Source organism: Armatimonadota bacterium (genome assembly GCA_031432545.1).
GTDB lineage: Bacteria > Sysuimicrobiota > Sysuimicrobiia > Sysuimicrobiales > Sysuimicrobiaceae > Caldifonticola > Caldifonticola tengchongensis.
The window spans coordinates 90,903-110,264 of the sequence record JAVKGX010000001.1 but is presented as its reverse complement, the minus strand read 5'-3'; the positions used below and the strand labels follow the sequence as shown (position 1 = coordinate 110,264).

23 protein-coding genes are annotated in these 19,362 nt (G+C 69.5%); 4 read left to right on the top strand and 19 right to left on the bottom strand.

Annotated features, from left to right (window positions below; genetic code table 11):
• Positions 1-75: 75 nt before the first annotated feature.
• Both QN163_00540 and QN163_00535 read right to left on the bottom strand, forming a co-directional pair.
• Entirely contained in the window at positions 76-537 is a 462-nt protein-coding gene (locus tag QN163_00540; GenBank protein MDR5682506.1) for a hypothetical protein, read from the bottom strand.
• An 86-nt stretch (positions 538-623) separates the two neighbouring features.
• Positions 624-1,421: a DnaJ domain-containing protein gene (locus tag QN163_00535; protein MDR5682505.1), complete on the bottom strand. Its 798-nt coding sequence runs from the start codon at positions 1,419-1,421 to the stop codon at positions 624-626.
• Positions 1,422-1,537: 116 nt separating this feature from the next.
• On the opposite strand from QN163_00535, the gene trxB reads away from it, so the two are divergent.
• The gene (trxB, locus tag QN163_00530) at positions 1,538-2,458 is read left to right on the top strand and encodes a thioredoxin-disulfide reductase (GenBank protein MDR5682504.1); all 921 of its coding nucleotides are present in this window, start codon (positions 1,538-1,540) and stop codon (positions 2,456-2,458) included.
• A 10-nt stretch (positions 2,459-2,468) separates the two neighbouring features.
• Here trxB and trxA read toward each other — a convergent pair whose 3' ends face one another.
• A complete protein-coding gene (gene trxA / locus QN163_00525; protein ID MDR5682503.1) occupies positions 2,469-2,807 on the bottom strand; it encodes a thioredoxin in 339 nt (112 codons plus the stop codon).
• Between the two features lie 148 nt (positions 2,808-2,955).
• On the opposite strand from trxA, the gene QN163_00520 reads away from it, so the two are divergent.
• Positions 2,956-4,080, top strand: a complete 1,125-nt coding sequence (locus tag QN163_00520; GenBank protein MDR5682502.1) for a site-2 protease family protein — start codon at positions 2,956-2,958, stop codon at positions 4,078-4,080.
• A 21-nt stretch (positions 4,081-4,101) separates the two neighbouring features.
• On the opposite strand, the gene QN163_00515 is transcribed toward QN163_00520, so the two are convergent.
• The 6 genes from QN163_00515 to QN163_00490 form a co-directional block, all read right to left on the bottom strand.
• Positions 4,102-4,641 carry a tetratricopeptide repeat protein gene (locus QN163_00515; GenBank protein MDR5682501.1) on the bottom strand — a complete coding sequence of 180 codons (540 nt, stop codon included), beginning with the start codon at positions 4,639-4,641 and terminating at the stop codon, positions 4,102-4,104.
• Between the two features lies 1 nt (position 4,642).
• Positions 4,643-5,929 carry a serine--tRNA ligase gene (gene serS, locus QN163_00510; GenBank protein MDR5682500.1) on the bottom strand — a complete coding sequence of 429 codons (1,287 nt, stop codon included), beginning with the start codon at positions 5,927-5,929 and terminating at the stop codon, positions 4,643-4,645.
• A 13-nt stretch (positions 5,930-5,942) separates the two neighbouring features.
• Positions 5,943-7,580, bottom strand: coding sequence for a phosphoglycerate dehydrogenase (serA, locus tag QN163_00505; protein MDR5682499.1), 1,638 nt, complete (start codon positions 7,578-7,580; stop codon positions 5,943-5,945).
• On the bottom strand, positions 7,577-8,734 hold the full coding sequence (locus QN163_00500) for an alanine--glyoxylate aminotransferase family protein (GenBank protein ID MDR5682498.1): 1,158 nt from the start codon (positions 8,732-8,734) through the stop codon (positions 7,577-7,579). Before QN163_00500 ends, serA begins: the two co-directional genes overlap by 4 nt.
• 380 nt (positions 8,735-9,114) lie before the next feature.
• Positions 9,115-9,528 (bottom strand): archease, encoded by a 414-nt coding sequence (locus tag QN163_00495; protein MDR5682497.1) that lies wholly within the window; start codon positions 9,526-9,528, stop codon positions 9,115-9,117.
• 4 nt (positions 9,529-9,532) lie between these two features.
• Positions 9,533-10,462, bottom strand: coding sequence for a LysR family transcriptional regulator (locus QN163_00490; protein ID MDR5682496.1), 930 nt, complete (start codon positions 10,460-10,462; stop codon positions 9,533-9,535).
• Between the two features lie 86 nt (positions 10,463-10,548).
• Between QN163_00490 and selD the strand changes: the two genes are divergently transcribed.
• Positions 10,549-11,634, top strand: a complete 1,086-nt coding sequence (selD, locus tag QN163_00485) for a selenide, water dikinase SelD (protein MDR5682495.1) — start codon at positions 10,549-10,551, stop codon at positions 11,632-11,634.
• 29 nt (positions 11,635-11,663) lie between these two features.
• On the top strand, positions 11,664-12,128 hold the full coding sequence (locus tag QN163_00480) for a universal stress protein (protein ID MDR5682494.1): 465 nt from the start codon (positions 11,664-11,666) through the stop codon (positions 12,126-12,128).
• Here QN163_00480 and QN163_00475 read toward each other — a convergent pair.
• The 10 genes from QN163_00475 to QN163_00430 all read right to left on the bottom strand — a co-directional run bounded on the left by QN163_00475 (position 12,125) and on the right by QN163_00430 (position 19,350).
• A complete protein-coding gene (locus QN163_00475) occupies positions 12,125-12,544 on the bottom strand; it encodes an NUDIX domain-containing protein (protein ID MDR5682493.1) in 420 nt (139 codons plus the stop codon). The genes QN163_00480 and QN163_00475 overlap by 4 nt on opposite strands.
• Positions 12,545-12,660: 116 nt before the next feature.
• Complete coding sequence (locus QN163_00470; GenBank protein MDR5682492.1) at positions 12,661-13,551, bottom strand: DNA glycosylase; 891 nt, start codon at positions 13,549-13,551, stop codon at positions 12,661-12,663.
• Positions 13,542-14,120, bottom strand: coding sequence for an NUDIX domain-containing protein (locus QN163_00465; protein MDR5682491.1), 579 nt, complete (start codon positions 14,118-14,120; stop codon positions 13,542-13,544). Before QN163_00465 ends, QN163_00470 begins: the two co-directional genes overlap by 10 nt.
• Entirely contained in the window at positions 14,113-14,418 is a 306-nt protein-coding gene (gene mnhG / locus QN163_00460; protein MDR5682490.1) for a monovalent cation/H(+) antiporter subunit G, read from the bottom strand. The genes QN163_00465 and mnhG overlap by 8 nt, the downstream gene beginning before the upstream one ends.
• The gene (locus QN163_00455) at positions 14,411-14,680 is read right to left on the bottom strand and encodes a monovalent cation/H+ antiporter complex subunit F (protein MDR5682489.1); all 270 of its coding nucleotides are present in this window, start codon (positions 14,678-14,680) and stop codon (positions 14,411-14,413) included. The genes mnhG and QN163_00455 overlap by 8 nt, the downstream gene beginning before the upstream one ends.
• Positions 14,677-15,003, bottom strand: a complete 327-nt coding sequence (locus QN163_00450; GenBank protein ID MDR5682488.1) for a Na+/H+ antiporter subunit E — start codon at positions 15,001-15,003, stop codon at positions 14,677-14,679. Before QN163_00450 ends, QN163_00455 begins: the two co-directional genes overlap by 4 nt.
• Positions 15,004-15,012: 9 nt before the next feature.
• Positions 15,013-16,467 (bottom strand): proton-conducting transporter membrane subunit, encoded by a 1,455-nt coding sequence (locus QN163_00445; GenBank protein MDR5682487.1) that lies wholly within the window; start codon positions 16,465-16,467, stop codon positions 15,013-15,015.
• Positions 16,464-16,766, bottom strand: coding sequence for an NADH-quinone oxidoreductase subunit K (locus QN163_00440; GenBank protein MDR5682486.1), 303 nt, complete (start codon positions 16,764-16,766; stop codon positions 16,464-16,466). The genes QN163_00445 and QN163_00440 overlap by 4 nt, the downstream gene beginning before the upstream one ends.
• Positions 16,763-17,155 (bottom strand): MnhB domain-containing protein, encoded by a 393-nt coding sequence (locus tag QN163_00435; protein ID MDR5682485.1) that lies wholly within the window; start codon positions 17,153-17,155, stop codon positions 16,763-16,765. Before QN163_00435 ends, QN163_00440 begins: the two co-directional genes overlap by 4 nt.
• On the bottom strand, positions 17,152-19,350 hold the full coding sequence (locus tag QN163_00430; protein MDR5682484.1) for a proton-conducting transporter membrane subunit: 2,199 nt from the start codon (positions 19,348-19,350) through the stop codon (positions 17,152-17,154). The genes QN163_00435 and QN163_00430 overlap by 4 nt, the downstream gene beginning before the upstream one ends.
• Positions 19,351-19,362: the final 12 nt, after the last annotated feature.

Genomic DNA, 19,362 nt, shown 5'->3' with positions numbered 1-19,362 from the left:
ATCCCACGGCGGGTCGCGCCGGGAGCAGCGTCGGGATGCCGCGACCGGGAGCGGGCTGTGGACGTTGCGCCGCACTCACCTCGATTCGGCGATCAGCTTCATCAACTCGCCTACGCCCCGGGCGGCGTTTTTCATCTGTGCGAGGTCCTGGGTGCGCACACCCGCCACGGCCAGCTCGCCGGCGGCTTCGGCCACGAGCAGCCACGGTTGCCCGTTGCGGTCCGCACGCAGGTCGACCAGGATGCCGTTGCCCTGTCCCTGGCAGACGTGCCCCCACTGCGCGTTGAAGTTTCTGCCCCGGGCTCCTTCGATGCAGTTCAGCGCGTGGCCGAGGTGCTGCCGGACGCTGGCGACGGCGTCGGCGGCGGCCGCGAAGCCGGCGTGCTGCGCCGCGGTGCGCGCCTGGACCCGCCACGCCGCCTCCCCCCGCGGCGGTGGCGTGGGTGAGGAGTACTCTCCGCCGTATTGCGCTGGAGCCGTCGCCACGACCAGCGCGAGCGAGACGATCACTGCGAGCAGCGTGCCCGCAACGCGCATACAATCACCCCCTTGGCTGACACGCAGACTGTAGCGGGGCACTTTCACGGTTGTGTCACGCGTCGCGCCCGCGTTCGGAACGGGTGTCACAGGGGGTAGGCGGCGAGGGTCAGGCCGGTGCGCTCGCCTTCCCGGGTCACGCAGGCGAGCCACAGGTCCACGGCCTTGGTGCGGCGGCGGGGTTCCCCGGTGTCCAGGTAGGTGACCGCATGCAGCAGCCTGGCCAGCGACTGGGTGTCCAGCCCGCCACCGGAGATCTCCGCCGCGAACGCAGCGACTAGCCCTTCCTGTTCGATGGCCTTGTGGGGACCGGTCAGCAGCCCCGCGGTGATGGTGCTGCCGACCGCGACGACCAGCATCCGCACGTCGGTCCGGGGCTGCGCGTACGTGCGAAAGTCCATCCCCGCCCCGAACCGCTCTTGGGTGTCCCGCAGCGATCCGGTAAAGCGGAAGCCGAAGCGATCCGACAGCGGACCGCCTTCCAGCACGCCGACCTGACCGCGGCAGAACAGCGGGGCGGATCGACGCGGCGGCCACGCCGACAGGGCGGTCATGGCGTCCTCGAGTTCGACGATCAGGTCCTGGAACACCTTGGGGTCGGCGGCCGGGGCAGACGCGCCGGTCCGGACCGCCCCCGGCGCCTCGCTGTGCAGCCCCGCGTCCAGGCGGAACCGGTCGTACGCGCGCCTGCGATCCGGATCGGAGAGCACAGCGAACGCCTCGTTGATCAGTTGTGCGGTCTCGATGTGCCCCCCCAGGTCAGGATGGTTTTTCAACTCGAGCATCAACACGTGGTAGACTTTGCGGATGACAGCCGGATGGGCGTGCGGGTGGACCTGGAGGACTTCGTAGTAGTCGACGTCGCGTCGGAAGGGCTCGCTCATCGCAAGATTGTATGCGCCCTTGGAGGGGCAAAACCCTGCCGGCCGGTGCCCTGGCCGCAAATGGAATGGGTAGCCCGCCGTCGGCGTTTGTCAGGGTGCCGAGGGAGAAACAGACGATGCGCAAACTGATCATTCTGGGATCGGGCCCCGCAGGCCTGACGGCCGCGATCTACGCGGCGCGGGCAGCGCTCGGACCGCTCGTGCTCGAAGGCTCCCAGCCCGGCGGGCAGCTGATGTTGACAACGGAGGTCGAGAACTACCCGGGTTTTGCGGACGGGATTCTGGGCCCGGAGCTGATGCAGCAGATGCGCCGCCAGGCCGAGCGCGTGGGCGCGGAGTTCGTGCCCGACGACGCGGTGGAGGTGGACTTCCATGCCAGGCCCTTCAAGGTCAAGGCCAGCAGCGGCGAGGTGTACGAGGCACGCTCGGTAATCCTCGCCACGGGGGCGCGCGCCAAGATGCTCGGCTTGCCCTCCGAGCAGCGGTACCTGGGCTACGGCGTCTCGACCTGCGCGACGTGCGACGGGTTCTTCTTTAAGGGCAAGCGGGTCGTGGTCGTCGGCGGCGGGGATACCGCGATGGAGGAGGCGCTGTATCTGGCGAACCTCGCCGAGTCGGTCACGGTCGTTCACCGCCGGGACGCCCTGCGCGCGAGCAAGATCATGCAGGACCGGGCCTTCCGCAACCGCAGGATCTCGTTCATCTGGAACCACGTGATAGACGAGGTGCTCGGCGCGGACTCCCGTGTGCGGGGCGTGCGCCTGCGGCACGTGCAGACGGGCGAAACGCACGAAATCCCCGCCGAGGGGTTGTTCGTGGCGATTGGCCACCTCCCCAACACGGAGCCGTTCCGTGGGCAGGTGGAGCTCACCGAGGGCGGCTACGTCGTGCTCAAGCAGGGGATGATGACCAGCGTCGAGGGTGTGTTCGCGGCCGGGGACGTCCACGACCACACGTACCGGCAGGCCGTCACCGCCGCCGGCTACGGCTGCCAGGCAGCGATGGAGGCCGAGCGCTGGCTGGCCGCGCAGGAGTAGCGAGCCCGGGTCAGGCTCGCGTGCCGACGGCCGCCTCGATCCGCCTCTTCAGTTCGGGCTTGGGCATGTAGCCGATGATGCGGTCCACCATCTGGCCACCCTTGAACACGCCGAGCGTGGGGATGGACATCACCTGGTAGCGCATCGCGGTCCCGGGGTTGTGGTCCACGTCCAGCTTCGCGAACTTCACCCTGCCTTCGTACTCCGCCGCCAGTTCCTCCACGATCGGAGCGATCATGCGACACGGGCCGCACCACACGGCCCAGAAGTCCACGACGACCGGGGTTTGAGACTCGAGCACCTCGGTGTGAAAGTTGGCGTCGGTGGCTACGACGGTCTTGCCCGCCATACACAGCCTCCTGTCGTTCGCGTCGATGTTTTTGTAAACCGCCCGGCGGCCTGAGATATTCCTAACAGGATCCTATGGTCGCGCGACCGAACAGGGGCACAGGGGCGCTTGGCGGAAACACCGCGGCGGGCGCCGGGGAGGAGTTCCCGTGGGAGGATCGATTCGGCTGGGGCGGCTGTTCGGGATCGCGGTCCAGATCCACTTCACGTGGTTCATCGCGGTGTGGGTCATCTCCTGGTCACTGGCGCAGGGGGTGTTCCCGCAACAGATCCCGGGTCTGCCTTCGGGCACCTACTGGACGATGGGGGTGGCGGGCGCACTGCTGCTGTTCGCGTCCGTGCTGGTGCACGAGTTCGGCCACGCGCTGACGGCGCGCACACTGGGCATCCCCACGCGCAGCATCACGCTGTTTTTGTTCGGTGGCGTGGCACAGATCGCCCGCGAGCCCGAGCGCCCGGCGCACGAGTTCTGGGTGGCGATCGCCGGTCCCGTCACCTCCGTGGCTCTGGCGGGACTGTTCTGGTTCGCCACGCCCCGCGCCGAACCGGTGCCGGCGACCGCCCTGATGGGATATCTGTCGTGGGTCAACCTGCTGCTGGCTGGGTTCAACATGATCCCCGCCTTTCCGCTGGACGGCGGCCGGGTGCTGCGGGCGATCCTGTGGAACTTCCTGGGCCTAGAACGCGCCACGAGGGTCACCACCACGCTGGGGCACGCCACCGCCGCAGCGTTCGTCGTCCTGGGTGTCTTTGCGATCTTCACCGGGCGTGTGATCAATGGGCTGTGGCTGGTCCTCATCGGGTGGTTCCTGGACCAGGGTGCCGGTGCCTCCTACCAGCAACTGGTGCTGCGCAACGCCCTGCGCGGCGTGCGCGTCGAGGACATCATGACCAGGGACGTCATCGCGCTCGACGCCAGCCTGACCATCGAAGACGCCGTGTCGAACTACTTCCTGCCCCACAAGCACGGAGGATATCCGGTGACGTGGGGCGACCGTCTGGTGGGCATCCTGACCCTGCACGACGTCAAGCAGGTGCCGCGGGACAGGTGGAACCAGACGCGCGTGCGTGACGCCATGACCCCGATCGCCCAGGTGAAGACGGTCCGGCCGGGTACGGGTGCCTACGATGCGCTGGCGCGGATGGTGCAAGCCGGTGTCGGACGGCTGCTGGTCGTCAATGCCGACGGCGAGCTGGCCGGGATCCTCACCCGCAGTGACCTCATGCACCTGATCCGGCTGCGCACCGAGCTCGGCGCGGACGTGCCGGCCTGAGCGGCCGAGCGAGCCCGCCGGCTATCCGCCCCTGCCCGCCACGAGCCATGCCGCAGCAATCACCGCGGGCAGGGCGACAGCCGGCAGACAACCTGTGCGGCGCGGCACGTCGCCTGTATGCGAACGGCGCTTGGGGTCGGCCTTGGCGGCGAGCCGGGTCGCCTTCTTGATGTGGCGGACGAACTCGACGTAGTTGCCCTGCCTCTTGTACAGCGCGGCGAGGTTCTGGTGGGCGACCCAGTAGTCCGGGTCTACCTCGATCGCCTTGCGGTAGGCGGCCATCGCCTCTTCGGTCCGACCTTGCTCCTGGTAGACGGTGCCGAGGTTGGAGTACGCCGGGGCGTGCAGGGGATCGGCTTCCAACGACCGCCGGAACTGCTCGATGGCCTCCTCGTACCGCCCCTGGCGCGCGAGCGCCACCCCCAGCTTGCTGCGGGCACGAGCCGAGTTGGGGTCGAGCTCCACGGCCTGGCGCAGCGAGGCTTCCGCCTGCCGGAGGTCGTCTTGGTCGAGGAGTTCCTCCCCGCGCGCCAGCGCCTCAACGAACTCGAGCGACGGCACCCTAGCCCTCCCGCCCCGGGGCATGCCGCGGAGCGATGCGGTCGAAGCCCGTGTAGGGAACCAAAGCCCGGGGGACATCCACACTGCCGTCGGCGCGCTGACCGTTCTCGAGGATGGCGAGGATCGCGCGGGTCGCGGCAATGGCGGTCCCGTTCAGCGTGTGCACGAAGTCTACCTGCGCACCGTCGCGGAAGCGAATCCGCAACCGCCGCGCCTGGAAGTCCGTGCAGTTGCTGCACGAATGCGTCTCACCGTAGTCTGCACGCCCCGGCATCCACGTCTCCAAGTCGTACTTCTTGGCGGCTGGGTCGCCCAGGTCCCCCCCGCAGATGTTCACGATCCGGTAGGGCATCCCCAGCCGCTGCATGATGCGCTCCTGGAGGGCCACGAGGTGGTCGTGCTCTTCCCACGAACGGTCGGGGTGCGCGAACGAGACCATCTCGACCTTGTCGAACTGGTGTACGCGATACAGCCCGCGGCTCTCGCGCCCGTACGTTCCCGCTTCCCGTCGGTAGCAGGTGGAATATCCCACGTACCTCAGCGGCAGGTGCCGGGCGTCGAGCACCTCGTCCATGTGCATCGCGACGATGGGATGTTCCGAAGTCCCGATCAGTGCCAGGTCGTCGTCGGCCAGGTGATAGACCTGCTGGGTGTCCATCTCGGCCCCGCCCATCGCCCCGAGGACCACGTGCGGCCGCACGAGAGTCGGGGGGAAGACCGGCACGAACCCCTCCTGCACCAACGACTCCATCGCGAACCGCATGAGCGCCTGCTGGAGGATCACGCCCTCGCGGGTCAGGAAGTAAAAGCGCGAACCCGACACCTTCGCCGCGCGCTCGAACTCCAGGATGCCCAGCGCGGTCCCCAGTTCGATGTGGTCCCGTGTGGGGAAGTCGAACCGGGGGGGATGTCCCCAGTAACGCACGGGCACGTTGCCGCGCTCGTCCTCGCCGGGCGGGACGTCCGGGTGGGGGGGGTTGGGGATCTGCAGCAGGATCCGGTCGAGCGCCTCGCGCAGGGCCCGGACTTCGGGTTCCTCGGCGCGGATCTGCGCCGCGATCTGCTTGAGCTCGTCGATGCGGCGCTGGCGTTCGGTGCCATCGAGCCGAGGAATCTCCTGGTTCGCTCGGTTCTGTTCGGCGCGCAGTCCTTCCACGCGTGCCAGCGCCGCCCGCCACGCACGGTCGGCTTCCAGCGCGCGGTCCACCAGGGCCGGGTCGCGTTGCTTGTGTCGCAGCGCCCACCGGAAGTACTCGGGGTCCTCGCGCAGCCGCTTGAGGTCGATCATTGGATGCCACTCCCTACAGTTGCGCCACCTTGACGTCGTAGATCCCGTCTACGGACTGGATCTCGGCGACCGCCGCCGCCGGCACGGGGTCGTCCAGGGTGAGCACCATCACGGCGACGCCTCCCGGGTTCTGGCGGCCCAGGTGCATCCCCGCGATGTTGACGCCGAAGCGCCCCAGAATCGTGCCGACGCGCCCGATCATGCCGGGGCGGTCGGTGTTCCAGGCGAACAGCATGTGCGCGGCCGGCGCCAGGTCGATGCGATACTCTCCGATGCGCACGATGCGCGGCTCGCGGTGGCCGAACAGGGTCCCGGCCAGCGAGAGTTCCCCCACGCCCGTACGCGCGGTGACGACCATGAGGCTGGCGAAGTCGTCGCTGCTGTCCTGTCGGCTCTCGACGACGCGCAGCCCGCGCTCGGAGGCCACCAGCGGTGCGTTGACGAGATTGACGGTCTGAGCGGTGACGCCTCCGAGCAGGCCAGCCAGCACGGACGAGGTGAGCAGCGACGGCTCGGCGGAGGCGAGTTCACCCTCCAGGCGTACCTCCACGACCTCAGCCGGCCCGGGGCCGAGCTGGCGCGCGAGGGCGCCGAGCACCCGCGCCAGCTCCAGGTGCGGGGCCAGGCGCTCCCAGGCCTCGGGGCGCAGCGCGGCGACGTTGACGGTCCCCCGTGGAAGTCGGCCCTCCAGCGCCTGGAGGAGTTGCTCGGCCGCGTCCAGGCCAATGGCCTCCTGGGCTTCGCGCGTGGACGCCCCCAGGTGCGGGGTTGCGATCACACGGGGGTGGTCGATCAGCCTCCGGTCGAGAGGTGGCTCGGATTCGAAGACATCCAAGGCGGCACCTGCGACCCGCCCGTCCTCCAGGGCCTCGTGCAGCGCTGCCTCGTCGATCAGGCCGCCACGCGCACAGTTGACGATCCGCACGCCCGGCTTGATGTTCCACAGCACGTGGCGGTCGATCGTCCCTCGCGTCTGGGTGTTGAGCGGCAGGTGGAGGGTGATGAAATCGGATTCCGCCCACAGCCGATCGAGCGGGACGAGGGTGGCGCCCGACTGCGCGGCGCGATCTTCGGTCACGTAGGGATCGTGGGCGATCACGCGCATGCCCAGCGCACCGGCAAGGCGCGCCACCTGCCCGCCGATGCGTCCCAGGCCGACGACGCCCAGGGTCTTGCCGTAGATCTCGGTGCCCACGAAGCGCTCGCGCTGCCACTCCCCACGGACGACGGAGGCGTGTGCCTGCGGGATGTTGCGGCAAAGCGCCAGCAGCATCGCGATCGTGTGCTCGGCCGTCGCGCGTACGCTGCTGTCCGGGGTGTTGATCACCAAGATGCCGGCCCGCGTGGCCGCATCGAGGTCGATGTTGTCGGTGCCCACGCCGGCGCGTACGATCACCCGCAAGCGGTCTGCGGCTTCAATGACGCGCTGCGTGACGCGCGTCCGGCTGCGGACGACCAGCGCGTCGCGACCGCCGATGTGCGCGATGAGCGCGTCTTCTTCCAGATCCGAACGGACTTCGAGGTGGGTGCGGGCCTGCAGATGCTGCAGCCCGGCCTGCCCGATGTCGTCGGTGACGAGCACGCGGAAAGGCTCGCCGTCGGACGTGAGCGGTCGATCCGCGATGGGCGCAAAGCGGTGTGCCGTCTTCACGCGACCCCCGCGGCCTCCTCGTCGAAAACCCGTTGGGCGGCACGCACGCCGGCTGCCTCCGGCACCGCTAGACCGAGAGAGCGCAGCACGCGTTCGAGCGCCTCCATGCACCGCAGGATGTCGGCGGGGTAGACAGCGCCGAGATGGCCGATGCGGAACACCTTGCCCTCCAGTTGGCCCTGCCCGCCAGCCAGGACGATGCCGTATCGGTCGCGCATGGGGCCGACGACCTGCCCGGCGGAGATACCCTCTGGGAGCCAGACCGCGGTGACCGCCCACGACGCGCAGCCGGCTTCGGCGACCGGCCGCAGCCCCATCGCCTCGATGCCCGCGCGGGTGGCCCGGCTGAGCAGACGGTGCCTCGCGAAGCCCTCGGGCAGGCCCTCGTCGCGGATCAGGCGCAGCCCCTCCTGAAGCGCGTAGAAGAGGGAGACCGGGGGCGTGAAGGGCGTCTGCGTGAGGCGCTGCTCCAGGGCGTTGCGCGTGATCGAGAAGTCCCAGTAGTAGCGGGGCATGCGGGCTTGGCGGTGCGCCGCCCAGGCCCGTTCGCTCGCTGCGACGAAGGCCACACCCGGCGGGCACCGAAGCGCTTTCTGCGACGCGCTGGCGACGACGTCGACACCCCAGGCGTCCATCTCCAGCGGGATCGCCCCCAGCGATGACACCGCGTCCACGAGCAGCAGGGCTGGATGGTCCTTGCGGGCGGCGGCGATGGCCGCCAGATCGTTCTGCACGCCGGTGGACGTCTCGTTGTGCGTGACGAGCACGGCCCGGTATTCGTCCCGTTCCAGCGCGTCACCGACCCGTTCGGGCGGAACCGCCGTGCCCCACTTTGTGTCGATCCTCCGAACCTCGGCGCCGTACGCCTGGGCGATGCGGGCGAAGCGGTCTCCGAACGCGCCGCAGACCAGCGCCAGCACGCGATCGCCGGGCGAGAGCACGTTCGTCACCGCCGCCTCCAGGGCGCCCGTGCCGGAGGATGCGTACGGCAGCACGGGTTGCTGTGTGACGCACAGCCACCGCAACCCGTCGAGCACCTCGCGCAGGATCTGGGCGAACGGCTCGCTGCGGTGGTTCATCATCGGGCGTGCCTGCGCCTCGCGCACGGACCGGGGAACGGGCGTCGGTCCGGGAATCAGCAACAACTCATCCACGGTGCACCTCCGTAGACCTGCGGCGGGTTGCCGCCCGCTGCAGGAAGCCATCTTGGGTCCTCCTGCCCCCAACGAAAATGCCTCCGACGTCTGCTCAGAGACGGGAGGCCTCCCGCGGTGCCACTCTGCTTCCGGGATCGGGCGACGGTCCCGCGATGGCTCGCGCTTTGCCGTCGACCCGACCACGGCGCTCTTTGTCGCTGTCACGGGCGCGCCCGCCGGCTCTCGCCGGAGCTCGGAGGATGGAAACGTCCGCAGCCACCGGCCGGCTCGCACCCACCGCCGGCTCGCTTTGCGGCCGCCGCGAACCCGTCCCCTTCGTCGCGTTCGTCTGAAGGGCCACGCGGCCGGGTTATTCCGTACGATACCGTGGCTGCCTGTCAGATGTCCAGATAGACCACCGCCGTCCAGGTCCCGTCAACGGAGTCGACCCGGAGCTGGTGGTAGGTGGCAGCCTTGACCTCGATGCCGCGCGGGTGACGCTGCGGGTCGAAGGGCTCCCCGTGCAGTGTGGCATGCAGGTGGGTCGGCGAGACCTCGTGGACGCAGACCTCTGCGGCCAGCGCGCCGTCCCGCGCATGCAAAAACAGCAACTCATTCAGCCAGTCCACCACAACAGACGGCAGGTCCGGGGAAGCCACCTCGACATCCCAAGTCCGGACGCGGCGCACCGTCTGCACGTCGGTGATCAGGGAGAACAGGCCCATGCCCAGGTCGGCCAGCAGCGCGGGCAGCGTGGGAGCCTCGGCCCGCAGGCCGACCTCGGCGGTGTGCTCGAGGATCTCGAACGGCAAGACCCTAGCGCAGGCCCGCGTCGGTGAGGCCGGACCCGGCCGCCTGTACGAGCTGCGGGTCGCCCAGCATCTCGAGGAAGGCCCGCAGCAGCGACGTCAGCCGCTTCTCGCGGTGTCGCACGACCCACAGCGTGCGCACGGCCCTCAGGTCGGCCACCGGTATGACCCGGACGCGCCCGGCACGCTGGGTGTCCTCGACGGCGAGTTGTGAGACGATCCCGACCCCCAAGCCGGCGGCCACGGCATTGACGATCGTCTCGTTGCTCGAAATCTCCATGGCGGGCGAGGGAACGAGACCGAGCGAGCGGAACGCCTGCTCCACCGCCTCGCGCGTGCCGCTGCCGCGCTCGCGCAAAATCAGCCGCTCGCGGAGGACGTCGGCCGCGCGGACTTCCCCGCGATGCGCCAACGGGCTGTCGGGGGCGGCGATGGTCACCATCTCATCGCTGCGGTAGGGGAAGGCGACCAGGGAATCGTGCCGCATGCCCGTGCCGACGACACCGACGTCGAGTTCGTTGCGCAGAATGCGCTCGTGGACGCGCCGGGTACCGGCGATGTCGAGCGTGATCTCCGCGTCGGGGACGCGCCGGCGCAGCTCGCCCAGCAGCGGGGGCAGCAGGTACGTACCCGGCGTGTTGCTGGCACCCACGCGCAGGGTCCCTCCAGCAAGCCCCCGGAGATCGCGGATCGCGGCCTCGGCTTCCTGCAGCAGGCCCAGCACGCGTACCGCGTACTCGTCCAGCACGCGCCCGGCCTCGGTCAAGAAGATCCGCTTGCCGATCTGGTCGAACAACTCTACGCCCAACGTCCGTTCCAGTTCGCGCACCTGGATGCTCACGGACGGCTGCGTGATGCGCAACTCTTCCGCCGCGCGGGAGAAAGATCCCGCCCGCGCCACCGTGTGGAAGATCTTGAGCTGGTGCACGTTGAGCATTCCACATCCACTATACCTGGCCGCGCGGGTCGCCCCAAGCCTCCCGCCCACGGCGCCCCGGTCGTGCCGCCGCAGCAGGCCGTACAATGGGAGTGCGTCTGCGAAAGGAGGAACGGACGGTGACCGAGCGGGAGCGGGTGCGGCTCACCAGCCTGGTGGACTGCGCCGGCTGAGCGTCGAAACTGGGTCCGGAGGACCTGGCCGCCATCTTGGCCAACCTGCCGGCCGCGGCCGATTCGCGGCCGCTGGTCGGACTGCGCACACGCGACGACGCGGCCGTCTACCGCGTGAGCGGGGATCGGGTGCTGGTACAGACCCTCGACATCTTCACCCCCTTCGTGGACGACCCGTACGCCTACGGGGCGATCGCTGCGGCCAACAGCCTGTCCGACATCTACGCCATGGGAGCGGATCCGGCGCTCGCCCTGAACTTCCTGGCGTACCCGCGGGCGCACCTGTCCCGGGAGGTCGTCGTTCAGATCGTACGGGGCGGTGCGGACAAGATGACCGAGGCGGGCGTGGTGATCGGCGGCGGTCACTCGATCGAAGACCGCGAGGTGAAGTTCGGGTATGCGGTGACCGGGTTCACAGCCGCCGATCGCATCGTGACGAACGCCGGCGCTCGACCGGGCGACCGCCTGGTGCTCACCAAGCCGATCGGACTCGGCGTCGTCACGACCGGCATCAAGTACGGACGCACGTCGGAGGAGACGGTGGAATCCGCAACGCAGGTCATGCTCCAGCTCAATGGGCCCGCGGTTGCCGCGATGCTCGCAGTCGGCGTGCACGCGTGCACCGACGTCACCGGGTACGGTCTGATCGGGCATCTGCGGGAGATGGCGGAGGCGTCGCGGGTGGCCGCACGGCTGCGGGTAGGGGCCGTGCCGGTTCTGGAGGAGGCGTGGGTGCTGGCGCGGGCGGGCGTGGTGCCCGGCGGCAGTCAGCGCAACCGTGCCGCGGCCGAAGGCTACGTGCGCTGGAGCGATGCCGTGTCCGAGGAAGCCCGTGTGCTCCTGTGCGATGCGCAGACAAGCGGGGGTCTGCTCATCGCCGTGGCGCCCGAGCGTATCGGGGCGTTGCGGGCGGCACTGACCGCGCGCGGCGTCCGCGTGGCCGCGGAGGTGGGTGAGGTCCTGGATTCGGGGGAGGGATGGATCGAGGTCGTGGCGTAGGCGTGCAGAAGCACCCAGGAGGCAAAGGGATGAAGATTTCGCGGATCCTCGTTCCCACGGATTTCTCGGAGGCATCGTCGGCGGCGCTCGAGTGGGCCCGAACGCTCCAGGAGGCGTTCGGCGCGGAGGCGCTGGTGCTCCACGTGATCGACACGGTGGCGGTCGCACCGGCCGTGCCTCCCCTCGGCCCGGTGCCGGCCGCCGGGGCAGACCCCCAGGCGGTCACAGAGATCCTCCAGCAGGTTCGCCGGCAGGCCGAGGGCGAGATCGCGCGCGTCAGCGCCGCATTCCGTCACGCCCGCACTCTCCTCGTGGACGGGACCCCGGGCCCGAAGATCGTGGAGGTGGCTGCGCACGAACGGGCGGACGTGATTGTGATGGGCACGCACGGGCGGAGTGGACTGGCCCGCGTGCTCTTTGGCAGCGTGGCCGAACACGTCGTGCGCCACAGCGACGTGCCGGTCCTGACGGTGCGGCACAGGGCGGCTCGTTAACGGGGGGCGGTCTGCGGATCGTCCAGCAGACCGCGCAACGCGCGGATCGCTTCTTGCCCGTTGCGGAAGGCCAGCGGGGCCGGGGAGCTGACGGGAAACCAGGCGACCGCGTCCACGTCGTCAGCCGGATGCGGCTCGCCGGAGCCCAGCTCGCACCAGTACGACAGCACCAGGGTGTGCTCGCCGCCGTAGGTGTCGGCCGAGATGCTCACCAGCCCCCTTATTCGCACCTCGACGCCGAGTTCTTCCGCGCACTCGCGGATCACTGCCTCTTCGGTCAGCTCTCCGATGTCGACGAAGCCGCCGGGGGTGTCCCACATGCCCTTGTGTGGCTCCACCGCCCGCCGCGTCAGGAGCACTTTGTGGCGGGTTCCGCCCCCCGATCCGGCGCTATCCCGCACGATGAGGGCGTTCACGCACGGCTTGGGGTTCTGCCACAGGACGAACCCGCATCCCGCACACACCGGGGTGGCGGGAGCGACCGAATGCCCGGACTTCGAGCCGGCCCCCGCAGCGCGAGCACGCGCGCAGGTCAGACAGCGCTACGGCGGACGATCCGCGCGAAGTGGAATAGGTGTTGCTGGGCTAGTCCGGCCAGCGGACCGAAACGGTCCCGGGCGAAGGTCTGGATGTCCCGCGGTCTCCGCCGGTGCCCGCCGAAGTAGAGGGATTCGACCGCCCTCTGCACCCACACGTCGACCGGGAACGCCTGGCGGTGTCCCAGCCCGAACAGCAGTACGCACTCGGCGACCTTCTCGCCAACGCCGGGCAGGTCCAGCAGCGCCGCGCGCGCCCGGTCGAACGGTGCGGCCGCCAGGTCCTCCAGGGTCGGATCGCCCTCGGCGATGCGACGTGCCAATGCGCGAAGGTACGGGGCGCGGTAGCCGACGGCCGCATCGCGCAGCAACCGCTCCGGAGCATCCGCCAGGCGAGCAGGATCCGGGAACGCAAAGTAGGCGTCTTGCCCCGTCCCCGAGGGCTCGCCCAGCGCTGCGCACAGCCGGTCCACGCTGAGGCGGATCTTGGGGATGTTGTTGTTCTGAGAGATCACGAAGGTGGCCAGCGTCTCCCACGGATCCTGCCCGAGAATGGAGATGCCCCGGGTGTGCGGCAGGACGGCCGCGAGGACCGGATCGCGCGCGAGGTCGCGTTCCAACGGCCGAATCGGGCCCCAACCCCACAGGTAGCGCTCGACGTGCTCCGCCGGCATGCGGCTTCGTACGTGCAGACGCCATCGGTCCGAACGGACGCGCAGCACCGCGGCGCCGGCGACGATGACCGCGGTGCCGTCGGCCCACCGGTAGCGAAACACCTGCCCGCACTCCAGCGTACGCCGCAGGTCGAGGCCGCGCCGCGGCAGCGAGAAGGAGGTTCCCTCAAAGGTCGTGGCTTCATGGTCGGCAATCGGCGGTCTCACCGCCACCCCATGCCCTCCATCACGAGCTGCGACCACGTCTCCATCCGGTCGTACTGCTCCCGGACGACCGACACCGGCACGAACGCGCCGGCAAGCACGTCCGTCTCCCGCACCGACACCTCCCCGTCGGTATGCGCCTCGTACACGAGCCCGAAGTGGACCCGCCCCACCGGGTTGCGGTCGTCGTTCAGCACGCCGACCAGACGCGCCGTCCAAGGCCGTTGAAAGACGAGTTCCTCTTCGGCCTCGCGCGCAAGCGCCGCCTCGATCGGGTCCACGCCGGCGACGTCGGAGCGGTTGACGTGGCCGCCGATGCCGATTGAATAGCGGTGGTGGAGCCGCACGTCGCCACCCCGATCCGTGCGCCGGAACAGAAAGATCGTCTCGCCGCGCCGGACCACGACGTAGGGGATGATCTGCTTGAGGGACGGGTCGTCTTCGACCGCGCCGCGCCGTCGGAAGAAAGCGCCGGAGCGGATGCGCTCCAGGTAGACCGGCAGAGGTGGGCGCATCCCGCAAAACGTCCCCTCCGCGAGGAGGGTGTTGCGCGGCACGACGAGGACTTCTTCATCCATCTTGCTCAACACCGCCCTCCTCCGCCGGTTCTCCTTCTGCCCGGTAGATGGCCTTGGACAGGATGTGAGCCCCCGCCGGGACGGTCAGGAACAGAAAGACGATCACCGCGACTTCCTTCAACCCCCAGCCGAAGTTCGCCAGCGAGCCGATCAGCGCGCACGCGGTCCCCAGCGTGGCCACCTTGCTGGAGACCTGCAACCGGCTGAACGTGTCACGAAACCGCAGCAGGCCGAAGCTGGCGATGAGGGTGAACGCGGCGCCGGCCAGCAAGAACACACCCGCGACGAAGTCAGGCAAGGGGTCCTCCGCGATGGATGAACTGCGCGGCCGCGATCGTGGCGACGAAGCTCAGCGCGGCCAGCACGACCGCTACGTCCAGGAAGTGGCGGGTGCCCACCAGGACGTCCACGGTGACGACGATGTTGATCAAGGCCAGCACCAGAGTATCCGTCGCGACGACGCGGTCTGCGAAGTCCGGACCGAGGGCCAGCACGGCCACACAGCACGCAACGGCGACGTGCAGGGCCACGAGGGCCACCGAGGCCATCTCTGCGATCACTCGAAGACCTCCCGGACGACGGCCTCCAGATTCCGCTTGATCGTCCGGACCTCGGCGTCCGCATCGGGGAGGTCGAAGACGTGGACGATCAGGGCTCTGCGGTCGGCCGTGAGATCCACGGTCATCGTGCCCGGGATCAGGGTGATGATGTTCGCCAGGGTGGTGATGGCGAGGTCCGTACGGACCTCCAGGGGCAGGCGGATCAGCCCGGGACGGATGCGCCGTCGCGGATTGAGGATGATCGCTGCCATGATCAGGTTGGCCCGGATCATCTGGACGGTGACGGTCAGTACGAGGCGCGCGAACGCCCAGACCCTGCGCATCGAACCCTCCTAGCGCCCCAGCACCGCGCCGCCGTACTCGGCCGGATCCAGCAGGTGCCGCGCGGCGATCTCGGTCAGGTCGAACAGACTCTGCCCACCCAGGCCCCAGGCGACCGACAGCGCCGCGATGGCGGCCACGGGCGCGAGTGTGGGGAAGCGCACGGGCCTCCGGGGAGCGACCGGCGCTCCCCAGAAGACGTTCACGAAGATCTTCACCATCGACAGCAACGTGAGCAAGCTGACGGCGATCGCCACGGCGGTGACCAGGGCCTGGTCGGCTTCCAGGCCCGCCCGCACCAGCGCGAACTTGCCCAAAAAACCGCTGAAGGGCGGTACGCCCGCCAGCGAGAGCGCCGCGACGACGAACAAGATGCCCAGGGCCGGGTGCCGTCCGGCCAGACCCCCCACCGCCTCCAGTTTCCCACTGCCGTAGGCGCGCTCGACCGCGGCGCCGACGAGGAGCAAAGACGTCTTGGCTCCGATGTTGTGCAAGACGAAGAAGATCCCGGCCGCCAGGGCCAGCGGTGTCTGCAGCCCCAGCGCCATCACCATGTAGCCGATCTGGCTGACGATGTGGAAAGACAGGATCCTCCGAATCTCCTCCTGCGCCAGCGCTCCCAGCACACCCAGTGTCATGGTGAACCCCCCGACCACCAGCAGCAGCGGATCGGCCCCCCCCAACGGTTGGATCGTCGTGAACAGTCGGAACAGCGCATACACGCCGACCTTCGTGAGCATGCCGCCGAAGTATGCGGCGACGCCGCCGGGGGGGATCGCGTAGGCGTGTGGCAACCAGAAGTACAGGGGGAAGACCGCCGCCTTGACACCGAACGCCGTGGCCAGCAGGGCGAGTCCGGCGCGCGCGGTCGCCGGGGGAGCCTCGGGCAGGCGGCGCGCCAGGTCGGCCATGTTCAACGTGCCGGTCGCCGAATACAGCAGCGCGACCGCGATGAGGAAGAAGGCGGAGGCCGTGAGGTTCATGGCCACGTAGGTGAACGCCTCGCGGGCCTGTGCGCGCGTGTTGCCGAGCGTCAGCAAGAAGTACGATGCGAGCAGCATGATCTCGAAGAACACGTACAGGTTAAACAGGTCGCCGGTCAGAAACGCGCCGTTCATCCCCGCCAGCAGCAGGTGCCAACCGGCGTGTAGGAAGCGCTCCCGCCGCGGATCGGGTTCGGCGGCCACGAACAGCAGCGTGACGAGCGCCACGAAGCTGGCGATGGCACACATCAAGGCGGCCAGCATGTCCGCGACGAACGGGATGCCGAACGGGGGCGGCCAGCTCCCCAGCGGCACGACGTGGATGCCGGCTTCCCTCACGGCTCCGACGAGTCGCACCGACGCCGCCAGCGTCAAGGCGGCTGACGCCAGGCTGATTGTCCACCGCAGCCGCCGCCGCCCGACCGCGGCGAGCATGGCACCTGTGAGCAGCGGGAGGACGACCGGGACCACGGGGGCGTTCACGGCTCCTCCTCGAACGCGTGCATGCGGTACCCCAGCGCCAGGACGAAGGCGATCACACCGAAGCCGATCACGATCGCGGTCAAGATCAGCGCCTGCGGCAGCGGGTCGGCCAGCGGCGCGGGGTTGCCGAGGATCGGCGGACTGCCGCGCCGGACGCCGCCGGCGGCGAGGAGCATGAGGTTGGCGGCGTGGCTGATCAGCACCAACCCGATCACTTGACGCAGGAGCTGACGCCCGAGCAGCAACCAGACGCCGGAGCCGACCAGCAGCCCGATGAGCGCCGGCAGGAGGATCCTCACCGCCGGACCCCGGTCAGGGCCTGTACTGCGGCCAGCACGGCGGACGCCACGGTGAGGTAGACGCCCATCTCGAACAGCAACGAGGTCGACAGTTTCAGGCCTCCCAAAGACACCAGCGCGTGCGTCAGGAAGGGTTCGCCCGCCAGGATCGCCCCGATGCCCGTTCCCGCCGCGAGCAGCAGCCCAGCCGACACGCCGCGCAGCCACCGTCTGCGGAACACGTCCGGGCCGAACGCGAGGGTCCAGACGATCACGGCGAGCGCCGTCATCAACCCCGCCACGAACCCGCCGCCGGGGCTGTAGTGCCCCGACAGCAGGAGGTACCAGGAGTAGGCCACGATCGCGGGCGTGACCCAGCGGGTGACCGTCTGCAGGATCGGGGAGGTCATCTCGGCCTCCGCCGTTGCGCCAGGGCGAACACCCCCAGCGCCGCGATGCCCAAGACGGTGATCTCGCCGAGCGTGTCCAGACCGCGGAAGTCCACGAGGATCAGATTCACCAGATTCGTGCCGCCGGCGGCCTGTGCGTGTTCCGCGAAGAACGTCGCCAGCCGCGTGTCTTCGGACCGGCGTAGGATCTGGGATGCCAGGCCCGCGGCGGTCAGTCCGGCTCCCACCGCCAGCAGCGCGTCGACCGCCATCCCCGGGTGGCGGTTGGGCTCGTCGGGGGTGAGCAGGTGCGTCACGACGGTCAGGAACAGGACCAAGGTGACGGTCTCGACGAGGACCTGCGTCAGAGCCAGATCGGGTGCCAGCAAGGAGAGGAACAGCAGCGCGACGGTGTAGCCGACCGCGCCCAGCGCGATCACGACGGCCACGAGACTGCGCACGACCGTCGCGGTGACGACCGCCGCGATGGCGAGGACGACCACCATGACCTCGTGGGGAAAGGGACGGAAGGGATCCGTGCCCGACCAGTCCCCGAAGCGCCACAGTGCGAAGCCCGCCCCGGCGATCGCGGTCACCAGCACCGCGGCGAGGTAGTCGCGCAGGACACCGGTGATCGTCCGCCGGGCGAGGAACTTTGCGAACGCCATCAGCATGTCCATCCAGCGATCGAAGATCCTGCCGCCTTCGACGGGCAGCGCCGGCGCGCTCCCCCACCGCGCGAGCGCGGCCCCCAACGCCAGCGTGAGGATCGTCAGACCGAGCTTGTCGGGCTTGAGGCCATGCCACAGGTTCACCGTCCCCGCAACGGGCGCGACGACCTGCTCCAGCGACGCGGGCCACAACCCGAACAGCACACCGGTCGCCGCCAGCACGGCGGCCGGCGCCAACAGCGTCGGCGCGTCGTGGGCGCCCGGCTCGGCGTCCGGCGGCCTCCAGAAGATGGACAAAAACCGGAAGCCGTACGCGGCGGTGAAGACCGACCCCGCCGACAGCAGCGCGGCCTCGACGGTCGGCAGAGCTGCAGACGCGGCTTCCTTGGCCCAAAACCCCCCAAACCCCGGGATCCCCAGCATCGACATCGCCGCTGCGCCGGACAGCACGGCGGTGATCGGCATCGTCCGGGCCAGGCCACCGAGCCGGCGGATCGAACGGCTGTGGGTTTCGTGCTCCACGGCGCCGGCCACCAAGAACAGGGTGCCCTTGTAGGCGGCGTGCGTGAGCAAGACCAGCAACGCCGCGTCGCGGCCGGCGACCGTGCCCGTCCCGGCCAGTGCCGTCGCCAGGCCGAGCGCACTCACCGTCGCATAGGCCAGCAGCGCCTTCAGGTCGTCCTGGAAGACGGCGACCGCAGCGGCGAACAGGAACGTGGCCATCCCGACCGGGACCACCCAGGCGCTCCACGTTTGGGTTCCGCCGAGTACGGGGCCCAGGCGCAGCAGCAGGAACACTCCGGCTTTGACCATCGTGGCCGAGTGCAGGTAGGCGCTCACCGGAGTGGGTGCGACCATCGCGGAGGGCAGCCAGAAGTGAAACGGAACCTGCGCCGACTTCGTGAACGCGCCGGCCAGCAGGAGGCCGACGATCCATGGGTACACCGTGCTGGCCTGCACCGCGTCGGCCCGCCCGACGAGCGCCGAGACGGCGAACGTGCCGGCGGTGGTACCCATCAGCACGATTCCCGCGAGCATGGCGAGACCGCCCAGGACCGTGACGACCAGCGCACGGATCGCCGACCGGCGGCTTTCGGGGTCTTCGTGGTGGAAGCCGATGAGCAAAAACGACGCGACCGACGTCAGCTCCCAGAAGACGTACAGGACGATCAGGTCGTCGGCCAGCACCAGCCCCAGCATCGATCCCATGAACAGCATCAAGAACGCGAAGAACGTGCCCAGCCGCGCTTCCTTGGGCAGATAGCCGATCGCGTACGCGACGATGAGGATGCCCACGCCCGCGATGAGCAGCGAGAACACCGACCCCAGCCCGTCCAAGGCCAGCGCGTAGCGCACGCCGAGGGCGGGCAACCACTGTGCGCCCGCCGAAACCGGCAGAGCCTGTCGCGAGAGGGCACCCAATAGGGCCAGGGTGACGGCGCAGACCCCCAGCGCCCCCGCAGCGGCCGCCCGCCTCGACAGCGGGGCGATGAACGCGGCGCCGACGATCGGAATCAGAGGGACCCAAAGAAGAGCGGTGGACATCTGCGCGACGAA